Origin of the sequence: Oceanobacillus sp. FSL H7-0719 (assembly GCF_045040795.1) — a bacterium.
Taxonomy (GTDB): Bacteria; Bacillota; Bacilli; order Bacillales; family Amphibacillaceae; genus Oceanobacillus.
Genome location: NZ_CP150301.1, coordinates 2,125,052 through 2,145,529 on the forward strand (window position 1 = coordinate 2,125,052; position 20,478 = coordinate 2,145,529).

At 39.5% G+C, this 20,478-nt stretch carries 16 protein-coding genes and 1 pseudogene; 4 read left to right on the forward strand and 13 right to left on the reverse strand.

What is annotated here, in order from left to right; genetic code table 11:
* Window positions 1-221 precede the first annotated feature (221 nt).
* The gene (locus NST93_RS11165) at window positions 222-377 is read left to right on the forward strand and encodes a hypothetical protein (protein WP_405097006.1); all 156 of its coding nucleotides are present in this window, start codon (window positions 222-224) and stop codon (window positions 375-377) included.
* A gap of 107 nt (window positions 378-484) precedes the next feature.
* Here NST93_RS11165 and nagB read toward each other — a convergent pair whose 3' ends face one another.
* From nagB to NST93_RS11220, 11 genes are all read right to left on the reverse strand, one after another.
* Window positions 485-1,219 carry a glucosamine-6-phosphate deaminase gene (gene nagB, locus NST93_RS11170; protein ID WP_405097008.1) on the reverse strand — a complete coding sequence of 245 codons (735 nt, stop codon included), beginning with the start codon at window positions 1,217-1,219 and terminating at the stop codon, window positions 485-487.
* 44 nt (window positions 1,220-1,263) lie between these two features.
* The gene (gene nagA / locus NST93_RS11175) at window positions 1,264-2,427 is read right to left on the reverse strand and encodes an N-acetylglucosamine-6-phosphate deacetylase (protein ID WP_405097010.1); all 1,164 of its coding nucleotides are present in this window, start codon (window positions 2,425-2,427) and stop codon (window positions 1,264-1,266) included.
* A gap of 28 nt (window positions 2,428-2,455) precedes the next feature.
* Window positions 2,456-3,310, reverse strand: coding sequence for a MurR/RpiR family transcriptional regulator (locus NST93_RS11180; RefSeq protein WP_405097012.1), 855 nt, complete (start codon window positions 3,308-3,310; stop codon window positions 2,456-2,458).
* A complete protein-coding gene (locus tag NST93_RS11185) occupies window positions 3,297-4,208 on the reverse strand; it encodes an ROK family protein (RefSeq protein ID WP_405097014.1) in 912 nt (303 codons plus the stop codon). Before NST93_RS11185 ends, NST93_RS11180 begins: the two co-directional genes overlap by 14 nt.
* Window positions 4,209-4,257: 49 nt before the next feature.
* Window positions 4,258-4,950, reverse strand: a complete 693-nt coding sequence (locus tag NST93_RS11190; protein ID WP_405097016.1) for an N-acetylmannosamine-6-phosphate 2-epimerase — start codon at window positions 4,948-4,950, stop codon at window positions 4,258-4,260.
* 23 nt (window positions 4,951-4,973) lie between these two features.
* Window positions 4,974-5,816 carry a carbohydrate ABC transporter permease gene (locus tag NST93_RS11195; RefSeq protein ID WP_405097018.1) on the reverse strand — a complete coding sequence of 281 codons (843 nt, stop codon included), beginning with the start codon at window positions 5,814-5,816 and terminating at the stop codon, window positions 4,974-4,976.
* A gap of 13 nt (window positions 5,817-5,829) precedes the next feature.
* Window positions 5,830-6,705: a carbohydrate ABC transporter permease gene (locus NST93_RS11200; RefSeq protein ID WP_405097020.1), complete on the reverse strand. Its 876-nt coding sequence runs from the start codon at window positions 6,703-6,705 to the stop codon at window positions 5,830-5,832.
* Between the two features lie 69 nt (window positions 6,706-6,774).
* A complete protein-coding gene (locus tag NST93_RS11205; RefSeq protein WP_405097022.1) occupies window positions 6,775-8,160 on the reverse strand; it encodes an ABC transporter substrate-binding protein in 1,386 nt (461 codons plus the stop codon).
* The gene (locus tag NST93_RS11210; protein WP_405097024.1) at window positions 8,157-8,813 is read right to left on the reverse strand and encodes a GDSL-type esterase/lipase family protein; all 657 of its coding nucleotides are present in this window, start codon (window positions 8,811-8,813) and stop codon (window positions 8,157-8,159) included. Before NST93_RS11210 ends, NST93_RS11205 begins: the two co-directional genes overlap by 4 nt.
* Window positions 8,814-9,045: 232 nt before the next feature.
* Window positions 9,046-9,954: a dihydrodipicolinate synthase family protein gene (locus NST93_RS11215; RefSeq protein WP_405097026.1), complete on the reverse strand. Its 909-nt coding sequence runs from the start codon at window positions 9,952-9,954 to the stop codon at window positions 9,046-9,048.
* Window positions 9,955-10,160: 206 nt separating this feature from the next.
* Window positions 10,161-11,651: a methyl-accepting chemotaxis protein gene (locus tag NST93_RS11220; protein WP_405097028.1), complete on the reverse strand. Its 1,491-nt coding sequence runs from the start codon at window positions 11,649-11,651 to the stop codon at window positions 10,161-10,163.
* Between the two features lie 172 nt (window positions 11,652-11,823).
* Between NST93_RS11220 and NST93_RS11225 the strand changes: the two genes are divergently transcribed.
* The 3 genes and pseudogenes from NST93_RS11225 to NST93_RS11235 all read left to right on the forward strand — a co-directional run.
* On the forward strand, window positions 11,824-12,840 hold the full coding sequence (locus NST93_RS11225) for a ketopantoate reductase family protein (RefSeq protein WP_405097030.1): 1,017 nt from the start codon (window positions 11,824-11,826) through the stop codon (window positions 12,838-12,840).
* 594 nt (window positions 12,841-13,434) lie between these two features.
* Window positions 13,435-13,998 (forward strand): helix-turn-helix domain-containing protein, encoded by a 564-nt coding sequence (locus NST93_RS11230; protein ID WP_405097032.1) that lies wholly within the window; start codon window positions 13,435-13,437, stop codon window positions 13,996-13,998.
* Window positions 13,962-14,831 (forward strand): annotated as a pseudogene (locus tag NST93_RS11235) (IS3 family transposase); the annotation flags it as partial. The gene NST93_RS11230 and the pseudogene NST93_RS11235, both read left to right, overlap by 37 nt.
* Before the next feature lie 295 nt (window positions 14,832-15,126).
* On the opposite strand, the gene NST93_RS11240 reads toward NST93_RS11235, so the two are convergent.
* Together NST93_RS11240 and NST93_RS11245 are read right to left on the reverse strand one after the other, a co-directional pair.
* Window positions 15,127-17,316 carry an alpha-galactosidase gene (locus NST93_RS11240; protein WP_405097034.1) on the reverse strand — a complete coding sequence of 730 codons (2,190 nt, stop codon included), beginning with the start codon at window positions 17,314-17,316 and terminating at the stop codon, window positions 15,127-15,129.
* A gap of 112 nt (window positions 17,317-17,428) precedes the next feature.
* A complete protein-coding gene (locus NST93_RS11245; protein WP_405097036.1) occupies window positions 17,429-20,455 on the reverse strand; it encodes a glycoside hydrolase family 2 TIM barrel-domain containing protein in 3,027 nt (1,008 codons plus the stop codon).
* Window positions 20,456-20,478 lie beyond the last annotated feature (23 nt).

The following is a 20,478-nucleotide window of genomic DNA, read 5'->3' on the forward strand; positions in this document are numbered from 1 at the left end:
AATAGGGTTAATCTACCATGAGTACTTCCCATAAAGGGAGCAACAATCAGTGATGCACCGAGGTCGAAGGAGACAGATTGTGGGTAGGGCTCTCACGCACCAAGGTGTTTCGACCTTCCTCATCCAGCAGTAGCATCAGTATAGCCAAACCATACCCATTTTCATCCCCTGTGGTGTATAGCGCTTTTTGCGATACATGGTTTGACTGTGGGATGAGAGGCATGGGTGAGACTGCGAGTGCATTAGCACGAGGCAGATTACATACGCCACGTCCTGTGGCAACATCTGCATTAGCACGTCCTGTGCGTCGTGGCTCACCAGCCGCCCCTGGAAAGCGAAGTGTATTCGGGCTGCAATTTTCCAGAGGAGTATGCTAAGTACTGAATTAAGGGCATCAGGATTCCACTTAAAATCCGAACGAATTTAAAGTATCGTTCGGATTTTATTAAATTATATTTCTTTTGTCCCAACGTCCTTCAAGTAATTATTTCTGCTTCGGATCAGCTAATGCTGCTTCATCCACAATGACAGTGACATTCGCATGGTTATTCAGGATAGACGCTGGAAAGTCTTCGGACACTCCTCCAGCTAACAACTTTGCCATTGCATCTGCTTTTGCTTCGCCAGAAACGAGTAAGAGGATTTCTTTGCTATTCATAATTGTTTCGATTCCCATGGAAACTGCTTGTGTCGGCACCTCTTCGATTGAATGGAAGAATCTGGCGTTTGCTTGAATTGTGGTTTTTTCCAAATCGACGATATCGGTCTTACTGGAAAAGGGTGTCCCTGGTTCATTGAAACCAATATGCCCGTTCGCACCAATTCCTAATAGTTGAATATCAATTCCACCTGCCTGTTTAATCGCATGTTCATATGCATCACATTCCTTACCCAAATCCAGAGCAGCTCCATTTGGAATATGAATGCGCTCCATTGCAATATCCACATGTCGAAATAACTTTTCATTCATGAACTGATAATAGCTATTAGAGTCGTTTTGTTCCAAGCCAACATATTCATCTAAATTAAATGTGGTAACATGCTTAAACGATATCGCACCTTGCTCGTATTCTTCGATCAAACGCTGATAAAGTCCTTCTGGTGTCGAACCAGTTGCTAAGCCGAGAACTGGTTTTTCCAGCGAATGGATGCGATGAACCAGAATGTCAGTCGCTTTTTCACTCATCTCCTCGTAATTTTTTACGTTGATAACATGCACTGTCTAATCTCTCCCATCTCCAAAGCTATGTCATTTGAATTGTTTTACTGGAAAGAAACATGTCCCCGGCAAATGGTATAACGAATGTTAAGCGCATCATCGACCAGCAGGATATCCGCATCTTTGCCAGGTGAGATACTGCCCTTCTCGTTATAAATGCCAATTTGTTTTGCTGGATTAACGGAAGCCATCTCCACAATACTCTTGAGGGTGACACCCTCAAGCTTCAGCATCTGCTTCGCAGCCTCATCCATCTTCAGTATGCTTCCTGCCAGTGTTCCATCAGCTAAAACTGCCATCTCGTTTTCCACTTTGACCGGCTGACCGCCAAGTTCATATTTCCCATCTGGCAGTCCTTTGGCACGCATGGCATCTGTAATTAAAATAATTCGCTCACTGCCTATATTATTATAAATTAACTGCAGCATTTCCGGAGAAACATGGATTCCATCTGCAATCAGCTCTGCTCGTAATGACTCCAATTGAAATGCTGCTCCGACCGCCCCTATATCACGATGATGAATGCCGTTCATTGCATTGCATAGATGTGTTAACTGGCTAACACCCTGGGACACTGCCTTTTTAATACCAGCAAAACCAGCATTTGTGTGTCCTGCCGATACATTCACTCCGGATTTTGCCAGACTCCGAATAAAACGGCCATCCTCATCATGCTCTGGAGCTATTGTAATTGTTTTTATTTTTCCATTGGCCTGCTTCTGCCACTCTAAAAACCGCTCTAAATCCGGCTGAATAATATATTGCTTCGGCTGTGCACCTGCTTTTGTTTTTTCCACGAAAGGTCCTTCTAAATGAATGCCAACCATTTCAGCATGCCCTGGTTTATTTTGATAGCATGCAGCATTTTCTAATGCACGCGTTATATTGGCCGTTGATTGGGTAATCGTCGTCGCTAGAAAGCTAGTTGTGCCTTCCATTGGCAGAGTCGATGCGATTTTCTCCAGTGCCTCAGCTGTTGCATCCATTGTGTCTGCCCCATTTGCACCATGTATATGCCCATCAATAAACCCTGGGATTGCATTCAATCCTGTTGCATCAATTACATGAGACGCTTTATCAAAAGGGATTTCTCCCTTCCCAATCGATTTTATTTTTCCGTTTTCAAGATAAATATTACCTTGGGACAGCTTATTATCCTCTAAATAAACTGTTGCATTTTTTATGAGAATCGCTGTGTTATTCTGCATCATTCATCTTCCAATCCATAGATGTCAGCTATAGTAACTTTTCAATAACTGCATCTGCTGTTTTTTCTTTATTCCTGATTGACTCCTGATTTGTCCGCTTAAAATACTCTGCATATAAGACATCCAATAAATAGAGCTGAGAGATTTTCGCTGATAAACTTCCACCTTGGAGCGGGCCTTCATTTGCTCCACAAAGCAGGGTAATATCCGAATAACTGGTCAATGGTGATTTTGCAAAACGTGTAATTGAAACTACTTTTGTGCCTCGCTCTTTTAAAATTTTCGCTACTTCAATCGTATCTTTTGTTGAGCCAGAGTAGGAAATAATGATTCCGACGTCTTTTTCTGTAAGTAAAGCTGCTGACATCGCTTGGAGATGGGAATCGATGGAGCACTCCGTTTTATTGGTAATCCGCATGAATTTGTTTTTCCCTTCCATCGCCGTCATTAAGGATGCCCCAACACCGAAAAAGTGAACCCGTTCCGCTTCTATCATCCATTCAATTGCTTGTAAAACATCTTGCTCATTTATTAAACTATGTGTTTGTGCCAGTGCATCTGTTGTTGCTGATAATACCTTAGAGGCAACTTCACCAGTTGAATCCTGCATTGTTATTTCACTGGATAGCTGCGGTGTTTCATCCTCCATGGAAATGCTATGTGCCAAAGCAATTCGGAACTCCTGATACCCCTTAAAACTTAGAGATTTACAAAAACGAAACACACTCGATTCGCCGACATGACAGGCGTCTGCCAGATCCGTAATCGACATATAAATGATTTCCTTCGAATGCTTTAAAATATAGTCTGCTACTTTCTTTTCCGCATTTGTAAGTGATCGATGCCTTGACTGAATCAACGAAAATATATCAATTCTTGCCATCCGCTACCCTTCCTTCCACTTGTTCCAGGAAAAGTGAAACTGCTCCCAGTACTCCAGCTTTATTGCCTAAGGAAGCTTTTACGATTTTAACGTCTTTATAACTATCCATAATCATCTGCTGAACCTTCTCTGAAACCAGTTTAACTACCAAATCCTGTTCCATAATTCCACCACCAAGGATAATCAAGGGAGGATTAAAAATATGAATCAATGAAACAATGCCATTAGCTATTTCATCTGTCCAATCCTTGATGGCTTTTTTTAATCTGCTGTTTCCTTCATTATAACTTGCAAGGATCATTCTGCCATTGTCCAAGCTATTATCTATTTCCATTGCTTTCCTAATTAATGCAGATGTGGAGGCATACACTTCATAACAGCCGCGCCCTCCGCAATTACATAAAAGGCCGGATGGGTGGGTAAGTATATGGCCAAACTCCCCTGCACTGCCATTGTTGCCTCTGTACACCTTCGAATTCATTATAATAGAACCGCCAATACCTGTACCATAAGTTAAACATAAATAATCACGATATAATTTCCCTGCACCAAAAAACTTCTCCCCCAGTGCTGCGGCATTGACATCATTTTCAACTTTAACCGACCGCTGAAATTGGTTTTCTATAATCGACTTTAATTCTACACCTGTATAGCCAGGTATATTGTTATTTGCAAATAGAATAGAACCGTCTGTATGATTCACTTGGCCTGCAGTGCTGATGCCTATTTTTTCAAAATCATCAAATTCAGCGATGATACGGAAGAGCCGTTTCATAAGTCGATCTGCTCCTTGCCTGCCGTCCGATTCAAATTCCCGGAAAATCTCTATATTGCCCTCATTATCTGTTTTTCCCGCTTTAATTGAAGTGCCGCCAATATCTATACCTAAAATCCCCATCTTTTTTCATCTCCGTACAATTCCTTTTTATAATTAGCCTAGCGATAACTCAGTCACGAATTGCATGCACAAATTGCTTTGTAATTTCATAAGGTCTCGTTATCGCAGTTCCGACAACTGCTGTGTGAACGCCTAGCTCAAACATTTCCGCTAACTGTTCCGGTGTCCAGATTCCACCTTCTGAAATAATCGGAGCTGGTATATTTTTTACTAATTGCTCAACTAGTTCAAAATCTGGCAGACTTCTGCCTTTCGTCTCTTCCGTATACCCACTCAGTGTTGTACCTATCAAATCAAATCCCAATTCATGAGCTGTTTTCGCATCCTCGAAACACGAGCAGTCTGCCATAAATAATTGGTCAGGGTATTTTTCTTTTATTGCCGGGAAAACTTCATGAATCGTTCTCCCGTCCGGCCGTATCCTGTTTGTCGCATCGATTGCTACAATATCAACCCCTTCATCACAGAGCTGTTCCACTTCTTTCATTGTCGGGGTAATAAACACATCCGATCCATCATAAACCTGTTTGATAATACCAATAATCGGCAGGTCAACAACGCGTTTTATTTCTTGAATGTCCTCCACACTATTCGCTCGAATGCCTTTAGCTCCTCCAAGTGAGGCAGCCTTTGCCATCCTTCCCATAATAAATGAACTGTGCAAGGCTTCATCTGGAAGTGCCTGGCAGGAAACGACAAGGTTGTTTTTAATTGCTTGCATTATTTTCTCTTTTTTATTCATTGCTCCACATCTCCATATTCAGTTTATCCTTTTTCTGCACCTGCTGTTATTCCACTAGTAAAGGAACGCTGGAAAACGAGAAAGACGACTAGCATAGGGATAGCAGCTATTGTTGCTCCAGCCATCTTATAGGCAAAGTTCGGATTCAAGTCTTGCATCAATGTTGCTGTACCAACCATAAGTGTTTTTGCGCTCTCCTCCTGTCCAACCACTAACTGCCATAAATAGTCATTCCATACATCCACAAAGAATAAAATAAATAATGCAGCAATTCCCGGCTTAACAATCGGAAGCATAATTCGGACAAAGATACGTAATTCACTCGCCCCATCCATCTTCGCAGATTCTCGTAAAGAGTCTGGGATACTGTCAAAGAAACCCTTTAATAAAAACACACCAAATGCTGTGGCTACATTGGGCCATATCATCCCATGGAGTGAATTAATCATTCCCATATCATCCACAATCCGATACAAAGGTACAATCATTACCTCTTTAGGTATCATGAGACTGGATATAAAGATAATAAAAATAATATTCTTGCCTTTGAATTCAAGCTTTGAAAACGCGTAGGCCGCTAACGAGCCAACAATGATTAAAGCAATCGTTGCAACGAGAGACACAGTAATACTATTTAATGCCCATTTAAATGCAGGGTTATGTTCAAAAACGTCTGCATAATTGGATAGATTGAACGTTTTTGGAAACCAGTCTGGCGGCATCTTTACAACTGCTGCACTCGTTTTAAGTGAGCTTGTGATAAGCCAATACAAAGGAAATAAGCTCATTATTGCAAATATGATTACAATAATATTAGAAAAAACATCGAATTTATCACCTTTTAATTTGCCTTTTCTTTTTAACATGGTTTACCCACCTTTAATTGTTCTTCAAAATTGTCCGCAGTTGCGGCAGTGAAAGCATAAGTGCAATAGCAAACATAATCACACCTACTGCTGAAGCAATACCCAGCTGATTATACTTAAACGCATTATTATAAAGGAAGTACATCAGTGTTGTAGATGCATTGTTCGGACCGCCGCCCGTTAAGAGCTGGATAACAACGAATATCTTCAGTACATTGATGATATTAATAATTGCAATGTAAATTGTTGTCGGCTTTACGAGAGGTATCAGAATCTTAAAGATTACTTTAATCCTGCTCGCCCCATCTACCTCGGCCGCTTCCAGCAATTCTTTCGGCACGCCAATCATTGCTGCAATATACAGGATAACTGCCTGCCCAACGTTCGTAGCAAACGTGACAAATATAATTACTGGTAAAACCCAATTTGCGTCACCAAGGAAATTAATTGCCGGCAGTTCTAACTGCCTTGCTGCATACGGGATAAGACCAATTGACGGATTTAATAAAAAGCTCCAGATCATACTCATTACAACCATGGAAACCATCACAGGAACATAGTACGCTCCACGAATAAAAGAAACATACTTGGCATTTTTATCAAAAACTGCTGTCGCTATAAATAACGCAAAAATAATGGTGAGTGCAACAATACACACGACAAAGATTACTGTATTTATTGCGGCTTGAATAAACACTGGGTCAGCCAGCAATGCTTTATAATTTTCAAATCCAACAAATGACATCGTATTAAAGCTTACTTTAAATAAACTCAAACGAATTCCTTCAAAAATTGGATAGACAAGGAATATAACAAAGAAAAATAGCTGGGGTGCAATAAAAAGATATCCAGTCAAATTCCGTTTTAAAGCATGTATGTTTTTCTTCATACGTACCATTTACCTTTCTATTTATGAAGTTACTTAAACTGCAAAGAGGGCATACACCCTCTCAGCAAATTAGTTATTATAAATTACGGAGTCTTGTTTCGCACTGTCAATGACACTATTCCCTTTTTCCTGATACGATTGAATTGCTTCTTCTGGTGACTTTCCTCCTGTATACATTGCTTGGAGCTCAGGATACAGCACTTGACGAAGCTCATTATAACCAGGAACATTCCCAGTGAAGCTGAAGATATACGCTGCGTTTTCTTCATAAGCTGTAAATAGCGGGTTTTCGTCGGACAGCTCCTCAGCAACTGAAGCTCTTACTGGCACTCCATTTTGTGATGCCTTCACAAGCTCTGAATCGGAGGATAGGAATTTCACAAAGTCTTTGCTCACTTCCATCCGCTTTTCATCTCCTGTATCAAAAATTGCCGATCCTGTAACATAAGTGAATGACAATGGATCCCCGCTTTCTGATGGTATATTAGCAAGCCTTGCATCAAATTCTTCAATATTTCCACTTTCCATATCTGCTTGAAGATTATTGTATAGGATTGAATTTGTGAAGCTGACACCTAACTGCTGATTCTGGAACATTGCATTGACGTCATTGGAAGAAACAGACTCAGCACCTGGGTTTACCCACTCATTGTCATAAATTTTCTTCATCCAGGCAGCTGCCTTTGCCCCGTTTTCATCATCGATGATCAGATTGCCTTCATCGTTAAAAAATGCATTGCCGAACATTCTCAAATAAGCAAGATTCCATGTATCCCCTTGATTATTCAATGCAAATAATCCCATTGGATAAGCATTAGAATATTTATCTGTTGGTGTGTTTTCTTTCAATTCTTCAAGAATGGTTTCCAACTCATCCATTGTCCAAGTCTTTAGTTGATCTGCTTCACCAATATATTCTTCCAAGCCCGCGTCCCGAAGCATATCTGCGTTGTATACCAATGTCCCCGGGTTATTCGTAAATGGGTAGAAATAAACATCATCTCCAAAGGTTACTTCATCCCAAAGACTTTGATCGATATCTGCTTTTGCCTCATCATCAATAATGTCAGTGATAGGCACTAAGGCACCACGGTGGACATAGTCACCCATTGCGAAAGTGCTCTCGAAAAAGATATCTGGCGGTGTTCCGCCATTTAAATTAACATTAAGCATCTCATCCCGCTGATCACCAGCAATCACTTCTACATTAATTTTTACATCTTCTTTGTCGTATTGTTCCACAAACTTCTCAGCTGCATAGTTCATGAAGCTGTCATAGTCTGCTTTTTCCTCAGATGTGTCAAATACCCCTTGCCATTGCGGTGTCAGCCAGACTGATAATTCAACTGTGCCATCACCACTTGAAGTTCCATCAGATGACGAGTCTCCTTCACTGCAAGCCGCTAGAATAATTGCCACAATTCCCAATAACAACAGCAACGTTTTCTTTCTCATTTCATTTTTTCCTCCCTTATTGTTTTCTTTATTTTATTGAAGATAAGCTTCGCTAAAAGCTCATGTCCTTCTGCATCTAAGTGCATGTAATCAATGGTATTCATGGAGACAATTCCTTTTGTATCTATAAAATCAATTGCATGTTCTGCCAGCATCTCTTTCAGATAACCAGGGAATTGCTCCGATTTCACATCACAATCCTTTCCCATCGACCAGCTGACCATCGTATTGGCATACTCTTTTCCGATAGGTGGCGGGGCAACAATGAATAGATTGAAAGATTCGCCATTGATTTCTTTTAATATTTCTTCCGCTCTCAAAGCAAGTCTCGTAATTCCTTGCGCTATGTTGTACGGTGTTAAATGAAGCCTTTCTTTTGTATCATTTGTACCAAGCATAATAATCAATGTTTCTATTGGGGCGTGACTTTTTAAACAAGGCAATAAATAATTAAGACCGTTCAACCCGTCAAACAGTGGATCATCTATGACACTTGTTCTGCCCGGGAGCCCTTCCTCGATTATTTGATAGTCATTTCCTGCAAATTTCTGGAGCAGGCATGGCCATCTTACTTCCTCAGAGAAACGCGTCCCGTTTTCTGCATTGCTTCCCCAAGTATTCGAATCACCAAAACACACAATTCTTTTAACCATGAAATCCCCCCTCTGCTAACTCCTCTGTAAACCGCTTACAATTGCATGTATGTTAAAAAAGGTAGATTAAAATGACCAAGGCTGGCTAATCTCGCAGCGCTCTGCGCGTCAAAGTTTGAGGCGGCGAGAGCTCCCCGCACTGAAATGTACGTCATGATGTACAGGAGAAGCAGAAAAGCGAACCAGCTCAAAACATCGACGTGTCATTTTTATCGGACTATTTGAAGACCCTCTACAAATAGTTGGAAATGGACTGATCAATCATCTGTTTTAGATGCTCGATTTTCACTTTATCTTCTAGCGATACTTGTTCCAGCGGCTCCCTTACTCCGCCTATTGAAAGGCCATTTAGCTTGAATATTTCTTTAATCACAGCATACATCGAGCCATCTAAGGAAGTTAAACCGGTGATAATATCATTTATCTCTTTCTGGATTGCCTGGGCTTCCCGGAAACGGCCAGCCGCAACGTATTCTTCTGCTTTCAGAAACAGTTCAGGCATGACACCATATGTACCGCCAATTCCACTATCTGCACCGATTAGCCGTCCAGCAATATATTGTTCATCCGCTCCGTTAAAAACAATAAAGTCCTCTCCGCCTGCTGCTTTAAATCTTTCAATATCCATTACTGGCATGGAAGAATTCTTGATTCCGATTACTTTTTCATTTGCTCTTAATTTATGAAATAAATCCATCGACAGGCTGTATCCTGTTGTTTGCGGGATATTATAAATAAAGAACGGTAAATCTGCTGCTTCGATAATATCCGTCCAGTAATTAAAGATAGCGCTTTCATGCAGTTTAAAATAAATTGGCGGAATAGCAGATAAAGCATGATAACCAAGCTCTTCAGCATACCTCGCCAATAGGACACTATCTTTTGTTGAGGGTGCACCAACATGAGCAATTAATGTCAACTTTCCTTTTACTTCCTCAGCAACAAACTTGAGAATTTCCTTCCGTTCTTCCAAACTCTGATAAATACACTCCCCTGAGCTTCCACCTACATACAGACCTTGGACGCCCTTTTCATAAAAGTAGTTTGCCAGTTTTTTTGTTCGCTCTTCAGACACTTCGCCTGCTTCATCATAACAAGCATAAAACGCGGGAAAAATCCCTTTAAAATCCTGTTCAGTCATTCCTTTCATCCTCCAATTCAGAAATGAATCTTAAATTATATTATATCGAATATAGCACACCATTTTCGTATTGTAAATAATTTTCACCAAAATTATAATTTATGAAAAAAATATTTATCAATTCCTTTCTGCATTCGATAGCAGGGAAATGCAGCATAAAAAAAACAGCTATTCGATATGAATAGCTGTAAACGTATCAGGTTCTTTTATTTCTCTTCACCACGTACCATCTGTTTTAAATCAGCATTTAACGCTTCAATCTCTTTCACTGCTTTATTGATAGAACCAATCAAGTCATGTTCATTTTCAATCGTCGCAACAATCTCTTCTGTTGCAGCTGTATTTTCTTCTGAAATATTTGCCATATTCTCAATTTGTGACTGAATAGATGAGAAGTTGCTTGTAGCTGCTTTAATTACATCCATTCCTTTAGAAAGTCCTTCATTATTTTGCTGGAAAGTATCTTTTAATTCCGTGAAGAAATCTGCAACTTCCTTTAGAATGAGCTGGCCTTCATCTACCGCAGCTTTACCTTCCATCGATCTTTCATATGCTTGATTTGTTTTTTCAAAAAGGACAGATGTAACATCTGTAATTGAAACCGTGATTGCTGCACTTTCCTCTGCCAGTTTACGGACTTCATCCGCAACAACAGCAAATCCTTTTCCGTGTTCCCCTGCCCGTGCAGATTCAATCGCAGCGTTCAGTGCCAATAGATTCGTTTGTTCCGCAATTTCTTTAATTCCATCTAGTAACGAGTTTACATTCACAAGACTGTCTCTTAATTCCGATACCGTGGTGGAGGCAATGCCAATCGCACTATTAACCGTACCCATATGATTTGTCACACGGTCAATCTTCTCCGAACCATCTTGAACTCTTCCATCCATTTCACCGGTTCCCTCCACAATTCCTTGTGTGATGGCAACTGTTTCATTTGCATGAGCCAATGAATCACTCATTGATTCATTGACCAGAGTCAAGCTCGTTGATTCTTCTTGAATTCCTGCAGACATTTGCTGGACAGCCTCTAGAATATGCTGGCTGGACTCATGGATTGTTTTCACATCTGTACTAAAATGATGGATGCCATTTTCTAATGTATTTGTTCCATCTTCTATTGCCTGGAAAGTACCTTGTAATCTTTCAAGCAATTGCTTTGTTTGTACTTCCTTTTCCTGAGATTCGGCAATCATTTCTCTTCCCCAGCGCGTCAGGTAATAAAGTACAGCCAACACACCGTTTATTGCGACGATAACTGTAATAATTCCTTTCGGGCTATTGTCTGTATTCAACAGTGCTGCTGAATTTAAGAAGTAAATACCGATGTATTCAATATTAATTAATATACTGAATATCATCACTAATTCCTTTTTAAAATAGAGTGCAGCCATCGCAATACTTAAGAAGATAAGATAATGCTTGTTTAAAGCAAAACCATCAAGTAAAAATAAAGCAGAAACTACCAAATTCGGCAGCAGCGCAAAAAAGAATCCTTTCAAATATGCATTAATGGGCAGAAAGTAATTAATGATTGTCAGCAGGAAAACGAGCGAACCAGCAATAACAATCCCAATTGCATCAGAGAATCCTCTTTCAAATACGATAGGAATTACAAGTAAAAGAATTAATATAATTAGTAATACTAGATTCACTTTATGTACCCGCTGTGTATCATATGTATCTAGTTGTTTCATCTCCCATTCCCCTTTCAAAATTGTACACGCTATATTGATTATAGTTTATTCTACCTATAATTTCCAATATAATTGAATCTTTTCGCCTAGTTACATATAATGATAAAGAAAGCAGATAATCCATTTTTTAGAAAAGATTATCACGAATATACAAAAGGAAGGGATTGTTATTATGAGAATAGCTGTAATGGGAGCAGGTTCCTTAGGCACAATTATCGGTGCATATCTTTCACAAACGAATGAAGATGTGGAATTAATTGATGTAAATAAGGAGCATGTTGATGCATTAAATGAAAAAGGGGCAACACTTGTTGGAACAGTGAATGAAAATATTCCTGTAAAGGCGATTACACCAGAAGAAATGACTGGAACGTATGATTTAGTATTACTTTTGACGAAACAATTATTTAATGAACAAGTGTTACATAATCTAGAACCTTACTTGCGGGACGACAGTACACTTCTATCTCTGCAAAATGGAGTTCCTGAGGAATCATTAGCTCGTATAGTAGGAAAAAATAGAGTTGTTGGCGGATCAGTAGAATTTGGTGCAACTTGGATTGAGCCAGGCGTTTCTGAACTGACGACTGCAGCTGATTCATTTAAACAAAACGCTTTCGCAATTGGAGAACTTGATGGAAGAAACACAGAACGCATTCAACAAATTCAGGAGTTATTAAACCATGTGGGGCACACAGAAATATCAGCTAACCTTGTAGGCACCAAATGGTCTAAATTACTTGTGAACGTCGCGATGAGTGGTATGTCGGCAGCATTAGGATGTACATATGGTGATATTTTAAATGATGAAACAGCTGTAAAAAGTGCTGTCATGCTTGCAGATGAAACGTTAAAAACAGGAGCAGCAGCAGGTATTGAATTTGCTGAGTTAGCAGGGGTTCATGTTGGCATTTTTTCAATTAAGGAAGATAAAAGCAACTTGCCAATGGTGATTGAAATTGCTAAAAAAGTATTTACTCCACAAGCATCCTTAAGAGCCAGCATGCTTCAAGACCTTGAAAAAGAAAGAAAAACAGAAATAGACTATATTAATGGTGTCATTGCTGAAAAAGGAAAAGAACTCGGTGTTGCAACGCCATATAATGATATTGTTGTGCGCCTTGTGAAACAATCTGAGGAGGAGAAGTCGGTTCCGCAGTTTGAGAAGAATATAGCAGCTTTTCGATAAAAACAGGATGGGGCTAAGAGACCGGGACTTAACTAACACCAGCCAAATAAGAGACGAACATTATTGAATAAAAAGCTTTTAATGTTAACCTTTTATAACTGGAAAATGATTCATAATCGATACAAAGTGCTGATTAATTTAATTCAGTATATTGCATCCCCCCTGGAAAATTGCAGCCCGAATACACTTCTCTTTCCGTGTATTCGGGCTGCTTCGTGCTGAAAATATTATTTAGTGTTCTTATCGAAGTAACAAAATAAAAATAAAAGAACTTGTTGAGATCACCTCTGAAATTATGACAGTGTGTAGTCTAAAAACAATATTACAATAATTAACGTGCATATCTTCTGACTTCATTCAATGAAATAACCGTCCGTTTTTAGCCGGAACAGTCCAAATACTCCGAGACTCCAGTGGGAGCCAAGGCATAGGTAAGACCGCGTAGTGCGTAGCACGAAGGCAGATTAAGTACGCCACGTCCTGTGGCAACATCTGCATTAGCACGTCCTGTGCGTCGGAGCTTACCAGCCGCCCACGGAAATGACCTGACCCCCAAAAGTTAGAGTAAAAATTTAACGATTGGGGTGTTTTTTGTTGGCGAAGTATACGGGCAAATTCAAATCAAAAATCGCAAAAGAATATCTGGAAGGAAAACTAAGTTATCGCAGTCTAGCGGAGAAATATGAAATTCCTACGACCACGCTTCGAGGTTGGGTAAGAATTTATAAACATTTTGGAGAAAAACAATTAGTGGTGAAAAATAAGGATCAGGAAATTTACTCTGTTCAATTTAAGCGAGATGTATTAAGCTTTATGAAGAGTACTGGTGCTTCAGCGTCCGACACAGCTCTTCAATTTGGAATCAAGAATCCCTCCATGTTATCTAGATGGAGAAAATCATTCCAGGAAGGCAAATCTGAAGCTCAGAATAACCAGAGGGAGCTGCTTCCTATGCCTGATAAATCGAAGAAGCAAAAGAAGAAACCGATAAATAATAAAGAAACAGTGACTTTAAAGCAATTAGAAAGAGAAAATGAGCTTTTACGTTTAGAGGTGGCCTATTTAAAAAAGTTGCGAGCTTTTCAGGAAGATCCGGAAGCCTTTCTCGAAAAGCACAAACAGCGTTATCAGCCGAACTCAAAAAACAATTCAAATTAAAAGATGTCTTAAACATTGTTGGAATCCCTGAATCATCCTACCACTACCATATGAACGGAAAGAAAGAAGAAGAGGACTCAGACCAAGTATTGAAAGAATGTATTGGAGAAATATTTAAAGAATATAAAGGAATTTATGGTTACCGTAGAATCAAAAAAGCTTTGGAAGAAGACTATGGCTATATCGTAAATCATAAGAAAGTTCAACGTCTGATGAAAGAAATGGGACTCCAATGTGTGAAGTTTGGAAGAAAATCAAGAAAATATAATGCTTACAAGGGAACGGTAGGTAAGGTGGCGAAGAACCGTATGAATCGTCGGTTTCACACGAAAATACCTTATCAGAAATTGACCACAGATATCACAGAATTTAAGTGTTCAGGAGGAAAGAAACTCTATTTAAGTCCAATCCTGGACATGTTTAACGGGGAAATATTATCTTACGGCATCAGCACATCTCCAACACTTGAATTCGTATTGAATCCACTTGAAGAAGCGCTAGACACTGTCAAAAACTCAAAATATAGGACAACCATCCATTCTGATCAAGGATGGCATTATCAACATGATAAATGGGTGAAAACCCTCAAGGGAAATAAGGTATTTCAAAGTATGTCACGTAAAGGGAATTGTATAGATAACGCACCAATTGAAAGCTTTTTCGGTATATTAAAGCAAGAAATGTATCACGGAGAGCCTCTCTGTACCTATGATGAATTAAAGATTAAGATTGAGGAATATATTTCTCTATATAATAATAAACGTATTAAGAAAAAGCTGGATGGTATGAGTCCCGTTCAATACCGAATTCATACCAGCCAACTTGCAGCTTAAAAACTCCAACTTTTGGGGGTCACACCAAAAGCGAGGAGTATTTGGACTGTGGACTTCCAAAAGGAATAAGGGAAAGAGCAAAACAAACATTATTCTGAATTAAGGCAGTCAGGATTCCACTTAAAATCCGAACGAATTTAAAGTATCGTTCGGGTTTTATTAAATTATATTTCTTTTGTCCCAACGTCATTTAATTTTATAATGAACATACATCGAACAAAACCGTTGCTCTTCCCTGTCTTACATGCTTTATTACTGCTTTCCAATCAGTAATAAAGTGCCCCTTTTTAAAGCCCTACCTTTTACGCAGTTTAAAAATTTGCGAACTGTAATCACTATTTGTTTTATCTAAATGAATACCAGCATGCATCAGCTCATCGCCATAATAGGTGCCTTCCTTGCCTTCAATTTGGTATTCAAAGTCTGCATTCAAACCTGTTAATAATAAACGGTCATATCCTGGATGCGGCTGATTCAATACTTGGTATCTGCCAACAATTGCTTCTGTTTGATCATCTGAAACAACCATCCAGCTTGTTACGTTTCCTTCGAATGGACTTTGCATACGATGGAAAGTACCTTTTTGAATAAGTTCACGGTTTGCTTTATAAAATATAATTTGCTCTTTTATTATTTCTCTTTCCGCTTCAGTCAATTGAGTGATATCTAATTCATAGCCAAAGTCGCCAAAGTATGCAACATTACCTCTCGTTTCCAGGCTTGTTGTTCGGCCTACCTGATGGTTCGGTACAGCGGAAACATGTGCACCAATTGAACTTAAAGGGTAAACAAAAGATGTGCCATATTGGATTTTCAATCGTTCGACAGCGTCTGTATCATCACTTGTCCATGCTTGGGGTGCATAGTAAAGCATGCCAGGATCAAAACGGCTTCCCCCGCTTGCACATGACTCAAATAAGATTTCTGGGAATGCTGTTGTCAATCTTTCATACAGATCATATACTCCTAAAATATAACGGTGTGCCACTTCTCTTTGACGATCAGCAGGCAATTCATTTGAACCAATTTCTGTCATATAACGGTTCATATCCCATTTCACATAAGTAATTGGTGCTTCCCGCAACGTTTCGGCCATTACTTCAAAAATATAATCAACAACTTCTTTTCTGGAGAAGTCAAGTACATATTGACTTCTGCCACTTGATAGGCGGCGGTCAGGAACCTGAAGCAGCCAGTCCGGGTGTGCTTCATATAATTTACTGACCTTGGAAATCATTTCCGGTTCAAACCAAAGCCCAAAATTTAAGCCTAAATCTGTAATTTTATTTGCCAGTCCAGTTATTCCGTTTGGCAATTTACGTTCGTCTACAAACCAATCACCAAGAGATGTGGTGTCATCGTCACGTTTACCAAACCAGCCATCATCTAATACAAATAATTCGACACCCAGTTTTTTAGATTCTTCAGCAATAGAAAGTATCTTCTCTTCATCAAAGTTAAAATAAGTGCCTTCCCAATTGTTTATTAAAATCGGCCGCTGTTTATCCCGCCAGCTTCCCCGCGCTAATCTTGTGCGATATAGTTCGTGATATGTTTGGCTCATTCCATTTAACCCTGCATCTGAATAAACCATAACAACTTCCGGTGTCTGGAATGCTTCACCAGTGTCCAATAACCAGTTAAAATCAAAAGGATTAATACCCATTTGAACACGTGTTACATCAAAATGGTCTACCTCGATCTGCGCTAAAAAGTTTCCACTATATACAAAACTGAAACCATATACTTCCCCTTGTTGTTCATTCGTATCTGGCCGTTTCATTGCAAGGAATGGATTCTGATGCGCACTGCTTGTCCCTCTTGCACTAGCAATACGCTGAACACCTTGTTCCAGTTTTCTCACTTTCACATGTCTTTCTCTTGCCCATGAACCAGATAAGTGAATCATTTCAAAATCACTGTCAAAAAAGTCTACACTTGCACTTAATGCCCGAGTCAGATTTAATTGCTCACTCCCATTATTACTAAATTTTGCAGAGCGGGTAATCACATTAAAGCTTTCATAAACAGTGTATAGCAATTTAATTTCTGCCTGGATGAGTGAATCATATAAAGTGATTTCTAATGTTGTAACTTCATCCTTTTCTTCTGCATAGACAGCAGGCAATCCTTCTAACCGCGGTTTTCCGCTATATATTTTATGTTCCTTGTATTCAAAGTTCGTAATGCGGCTGCCATTTTCCTGTAAAATCTGATAGGCTGGTTCCCGAAAGTCCGTTGTACCATATGCAGGATATTCTTGCTTTAATTGATCAAGTGAAAAGGTCTGGTCCCCTTCAAATACATGTGTGCTATTATCCCTGAACTCTTCCCTGTATAAGTGATGAAATGAATCTCTATGTCTGAGTTTTTTACCATAATACAGATGACCTAACTGATTATTTTTCAGTATTTTAAAGATATAGCTGACATCTTTTGCTTGTAAATGAAATTCTTTTGTTTCACTATTGTAGAAAATCGGCATTATCATTGCCCCCTTAATTATTATAATATTTTTCATTTGAAACAGTATAAAGGATGCGGAAGGTAATGGACCCTTCCGCATGTTCAAATTGCAGACCTAGTCATTCTGCTGTTTATGAAATTGGCTCAATCCTAAATTCAAATTGAAAATCTTCTTCCGCACTAATTCGGAATTCCTCATGAACTGGCGCTCCCCAGCTGTCGTCTCCTCCAACACCTCTTTGTTTTCCTGCAACTGTCACCACAGTATGATGAATGTTAGGCAATTCATATGGATGACTGGCATTTTCCAATTCAAATGCAGTATATGGGGATACATTACATTCTAATGGCTGATGATTCGCCACGATTCGAATGCCCTGACCTTTATCGTTTGTAATGCTGACTTTGCGAACTCCCGTCCTATTCCCGGACTCTTGAGGATTAATATATGCTGCCATATTTTCCTTTACTGTATTTTTAAAGCGGCATAACCTGGCACCATTATCCCGGTCGATATAATTCTCTTCTGGTCCATTTGCAAACCAATCAAGTTGATCATAATCAGCAGAGATTGTAAACGACACTGCATGGATTGGCAGATCCGGCAATCCTTTTACTCCATGATAGGAAGATTGAACATTCAAACTGCCATCAGAATATACAGTGTAGCTAATTGTTACCTTAGCATCTTGATGAATGGAAAGAGCATAGTCGAAGTTCACTACTGCGTGCGTATCCTTGTTTTCAAAGGAAACATTCATGCACCTCGGCATGAAGCTTGCAGCATACCAGCCGCCGCTGTCAAAACCAAATTGATTCCCGCGGTCATTATCAGTTAAAGCTCTCCAAAATAGTGGCATCGGTGCTTTTGTAATCATTTCTTTGCCAGCATATTGAAGAGATACTAACGAACCTGCCTTGCGTGAAAATATCGCATGAAAATCTTCACCATGCACTCCAATATTTACGTCACCATCCGCAATACTTACTTTCCCATCTGGAACTGCAAAAGTTTGCTCTCCATTTTGGAAAATATACTCTCCGAATGCGATTTCATAACCTTCCTCAGCCCAGAGTGTATCTGCCTTCAGCAATAATGAAGTATGGATGACATATTCACCTTGTTTTATTAACTCACCTGGAATGTTTAATTCGTAATATTCTTCACTGCCTGGCGCAACATCCACTTCCAGCTGGTTTGTAAATACTTCCTCACCTTCATTGCTAAGTGTATATTTTAAAATCAAATCACTTGTATCGTTAAATAGTTGTTTATTTGTTATCTTTACACCTTCACGGTCAGGATACAGTTCTATATTTTGGTATAGAAAACGCACTTCTTGAATTTGAGGTGTAAGTTTACGGTCTGCAAATACAAGCCCATTTCCGCAGAAATTATAATCTGTCGGCTGGTCGCCGAAATCGCCGCCATAGGCAACAAAGTCATTTCCATACCGATCCTTTTTGATAATCCCTTGATCAATGTAATCCCAGATAAATCCACCTTGATACATTGGGTATTTATCTTCAAGATCTGTATACTTCTTCATGCCGCCAACCGAGTTCCCCATTGCATGCATGTACTCACATGTAATAAACGGTTTTTCTGGGTCATTTTTTAAATAGGCTTCTATTTCTGCAGGCTTAGCATACATTCTGCTTTCCATATCACTCGTATCATTGTATTCACGATTGTGAAATACACCTTCATAGTGAACCAGGCGGCTTGGATCCACTTCCCTAAAGTAGTTAGACATCTCATAAAGCACTTTTCCGCCATATGATTCATTCCCACATGACCAGATTAATATCGATGGATGGTTTTTATCGCGTTCAAACATGGAAATTGCCCTGTCCAAAACAATATCTTTCCATTCATCCTTATCACCAGGAATTACCCATGATGGTTCTACAATATCTAATTTTTGCCACGAACCGTGTGTTTCTAAATTCACTTCATCTATCACATATAGACCGTATTGATCACAGAGCTCGTACCAATACGTTTGATTTGGATAGTGTGCAGTGCGCACCGCATTGATGTTGTGTCGTTTCATTATTTTAATATCGGCAATCATGTCTTCCTTCGTTATCGCACGTCCATGGTAAGGATTAAATTCATGGCGGTTAACCCCTTTGAAAACAATGCGTTTACCATTGATATGCATGATATTATTTTTCATCTCAAAACAGCGGAAACCAATATCCTGCGGGATAACCTCAACTAACTGACCTGACTCATTATACAGCTGGATGAATGCCTGATATAAATAAGGGCTTTCAGCGCTCCACAGCTCCGGATTTGTTACAGCTATATTCAATGTGGTATTTTTGTCTGACAGTTCTTGTTCTGCTTTTCCAATCACATTCTGTTCTGCATCCTCTAGTATCAGCTGTGCTTTCGCTCCTTTGGGGACTTTCGACAATTGAAGCTCCACATGCAGCTCACCATTTTTATACGTATCATCCAGCTCTGCTTTCACATGCAGATCATCCACATGGATTTCTGGTTTGCTGTACAGATAAACATCTCGGAAAATACCCGAAAATCTCCAAAAGTCCTGATCCTCCAGCCAGCTTCCTGTGCTGCGCTGATACACTTCAACAGCTAACTTATTTTTTCCACTGTGCAGATATGGTGTCAATTCAAAGTCTGCTGGTGTGAAGCTGTCTTCGCTATAGCCGACAAATTCGCCATTCAGCCATACATAAAATGCGGTTTCTACTCCTTGAAAAGAAATAAATAAAGGCTTCTCTTCCATTTGTTCAGGTATATCGAAATACTTTACATAGCTTCCAACCGTGTTCTGTTTCGTCGAGATTTCGGGCGGACGCAGCTCCTCATGACCGTCCCACGGATACATTGTATTTACATAATGAGGATTGCCATGGCCTTGTAACTGGATATGCCCTGGAACCTGTATCATCCCCCATCCTGAGCAATCATAATCAAGCTCATAAAACGATTCAATACGGCTTGTCGGGTTAACAGCATAACTGAACTTCCACGTTCCATTTAAATCATGCCGAAAATTCATCAACCCTCTATTTCTAGCTTCCTGCATTGTTTCGTAGTAACGATGATCTGAATGTGCATTTATACGATTCACCTTAAATGTATCAACATCCGTTAGCCACTTCAGGCTAGGCTTTGTCATATTCTAAACACTCCTAATCTATT

Bases quoted from the DNA above. Each gene is read 5' to 3' on its own strand.
- NST93_RS11165 (WP_405097006.1), top strand. From the start codon at position 222: ATGGGTGAGACTGCGAGTGCATTAGCACGAGGCAGATTACATACGCCA.
- nagA (WP_405097010.1), bottom strand. From the start codon at position 2,427: ATGCAGAATAACACAGCGATTCTCATAAAAAATGCAACAGTTTATTTA.
- NST93_RS11180 (WP_405097012.1), bottom strand. From the start codon at position 3,310: ATGGCAAGAATTGATATATTTTCGTTGATTCAGTCAAGGCATCGATCA.
- NST93_RS11185 (WP_405097014.1), bottom strand. From the start codon at position 4,208: ATGGGGATTTTAGGTATAGATATTGGCGGCACTTCAATTAAAGCGGGA.
- NST93_RS11190 (WP_405097016.1), bottom strand. From the start codon at position 4,950: ATGAATAAAAAAGAGAAAATAATGCAAGCAATTAAAAACAACCTTGTC.
- NST93_RS11195 (WP_405097018.1), bottom strand. From the start codon at position 5,816: ATGTTAAAAAGAAAAGGCAAATTAAAAGGTGATAAATTCGATGTTTTT.
- NST93_RS11200 (WP_405097020.1), bottom strand. From the start codon at position 6,705: ATGAAGAAAAACATACATGCTTTAAAACGGAATTTGACTGGATATCTT.
- NST93_RS11205 (WP_405097022.1), bottom strand. From the start codon at position 8,160: ATGAGAAAGAAAACGTTGCTGTTGTTATTGGGAATTGTGGCAATTATT.
- NST93_RS11210 (WP_405097024.1), bottom strand. From the start codon at position 8,813: ATGGTTAAAAGAATTGTGTGTTTTGGTGATTCGAATACTTGGGGAAGC.
- NST93_RS11215 (WP_405097026.1), bottom strand. From the start codon at position 9,954: ATGACTGAACAGGATTTTAAAGGGATTTTTCCCGCGTTTTATGCTTGT.
- NST93_RS11220 (WP_405097028.1), bottom strand. From the start codon at position 11,651: ATGAAACAACTAGATACATATGATACACAGCGGGTACATAAAGTGAAT.
- NST93_RS11225 (WP_405097030.1), top strand. From the start codon at position 11,824: ATGAGAATAGCTGTAATGGGAGCAGGTTCCTTAGGCACAATTATCGGT.
- NST93_RS11240 (WP_405097034.1), bottom strand. From the start codon at position 17,316: ATGCCGATTTTCTACAATAGTGAAACAAAAGAATTTCATTTACAAGCA.
- NST93_RS11245 (WP_405097036.1), bottom strand. From the start codon at position 20,455: ATGACAAAGCCTAGCCTGAAGTGGCTAACGGATGTTGATACATTTAAG.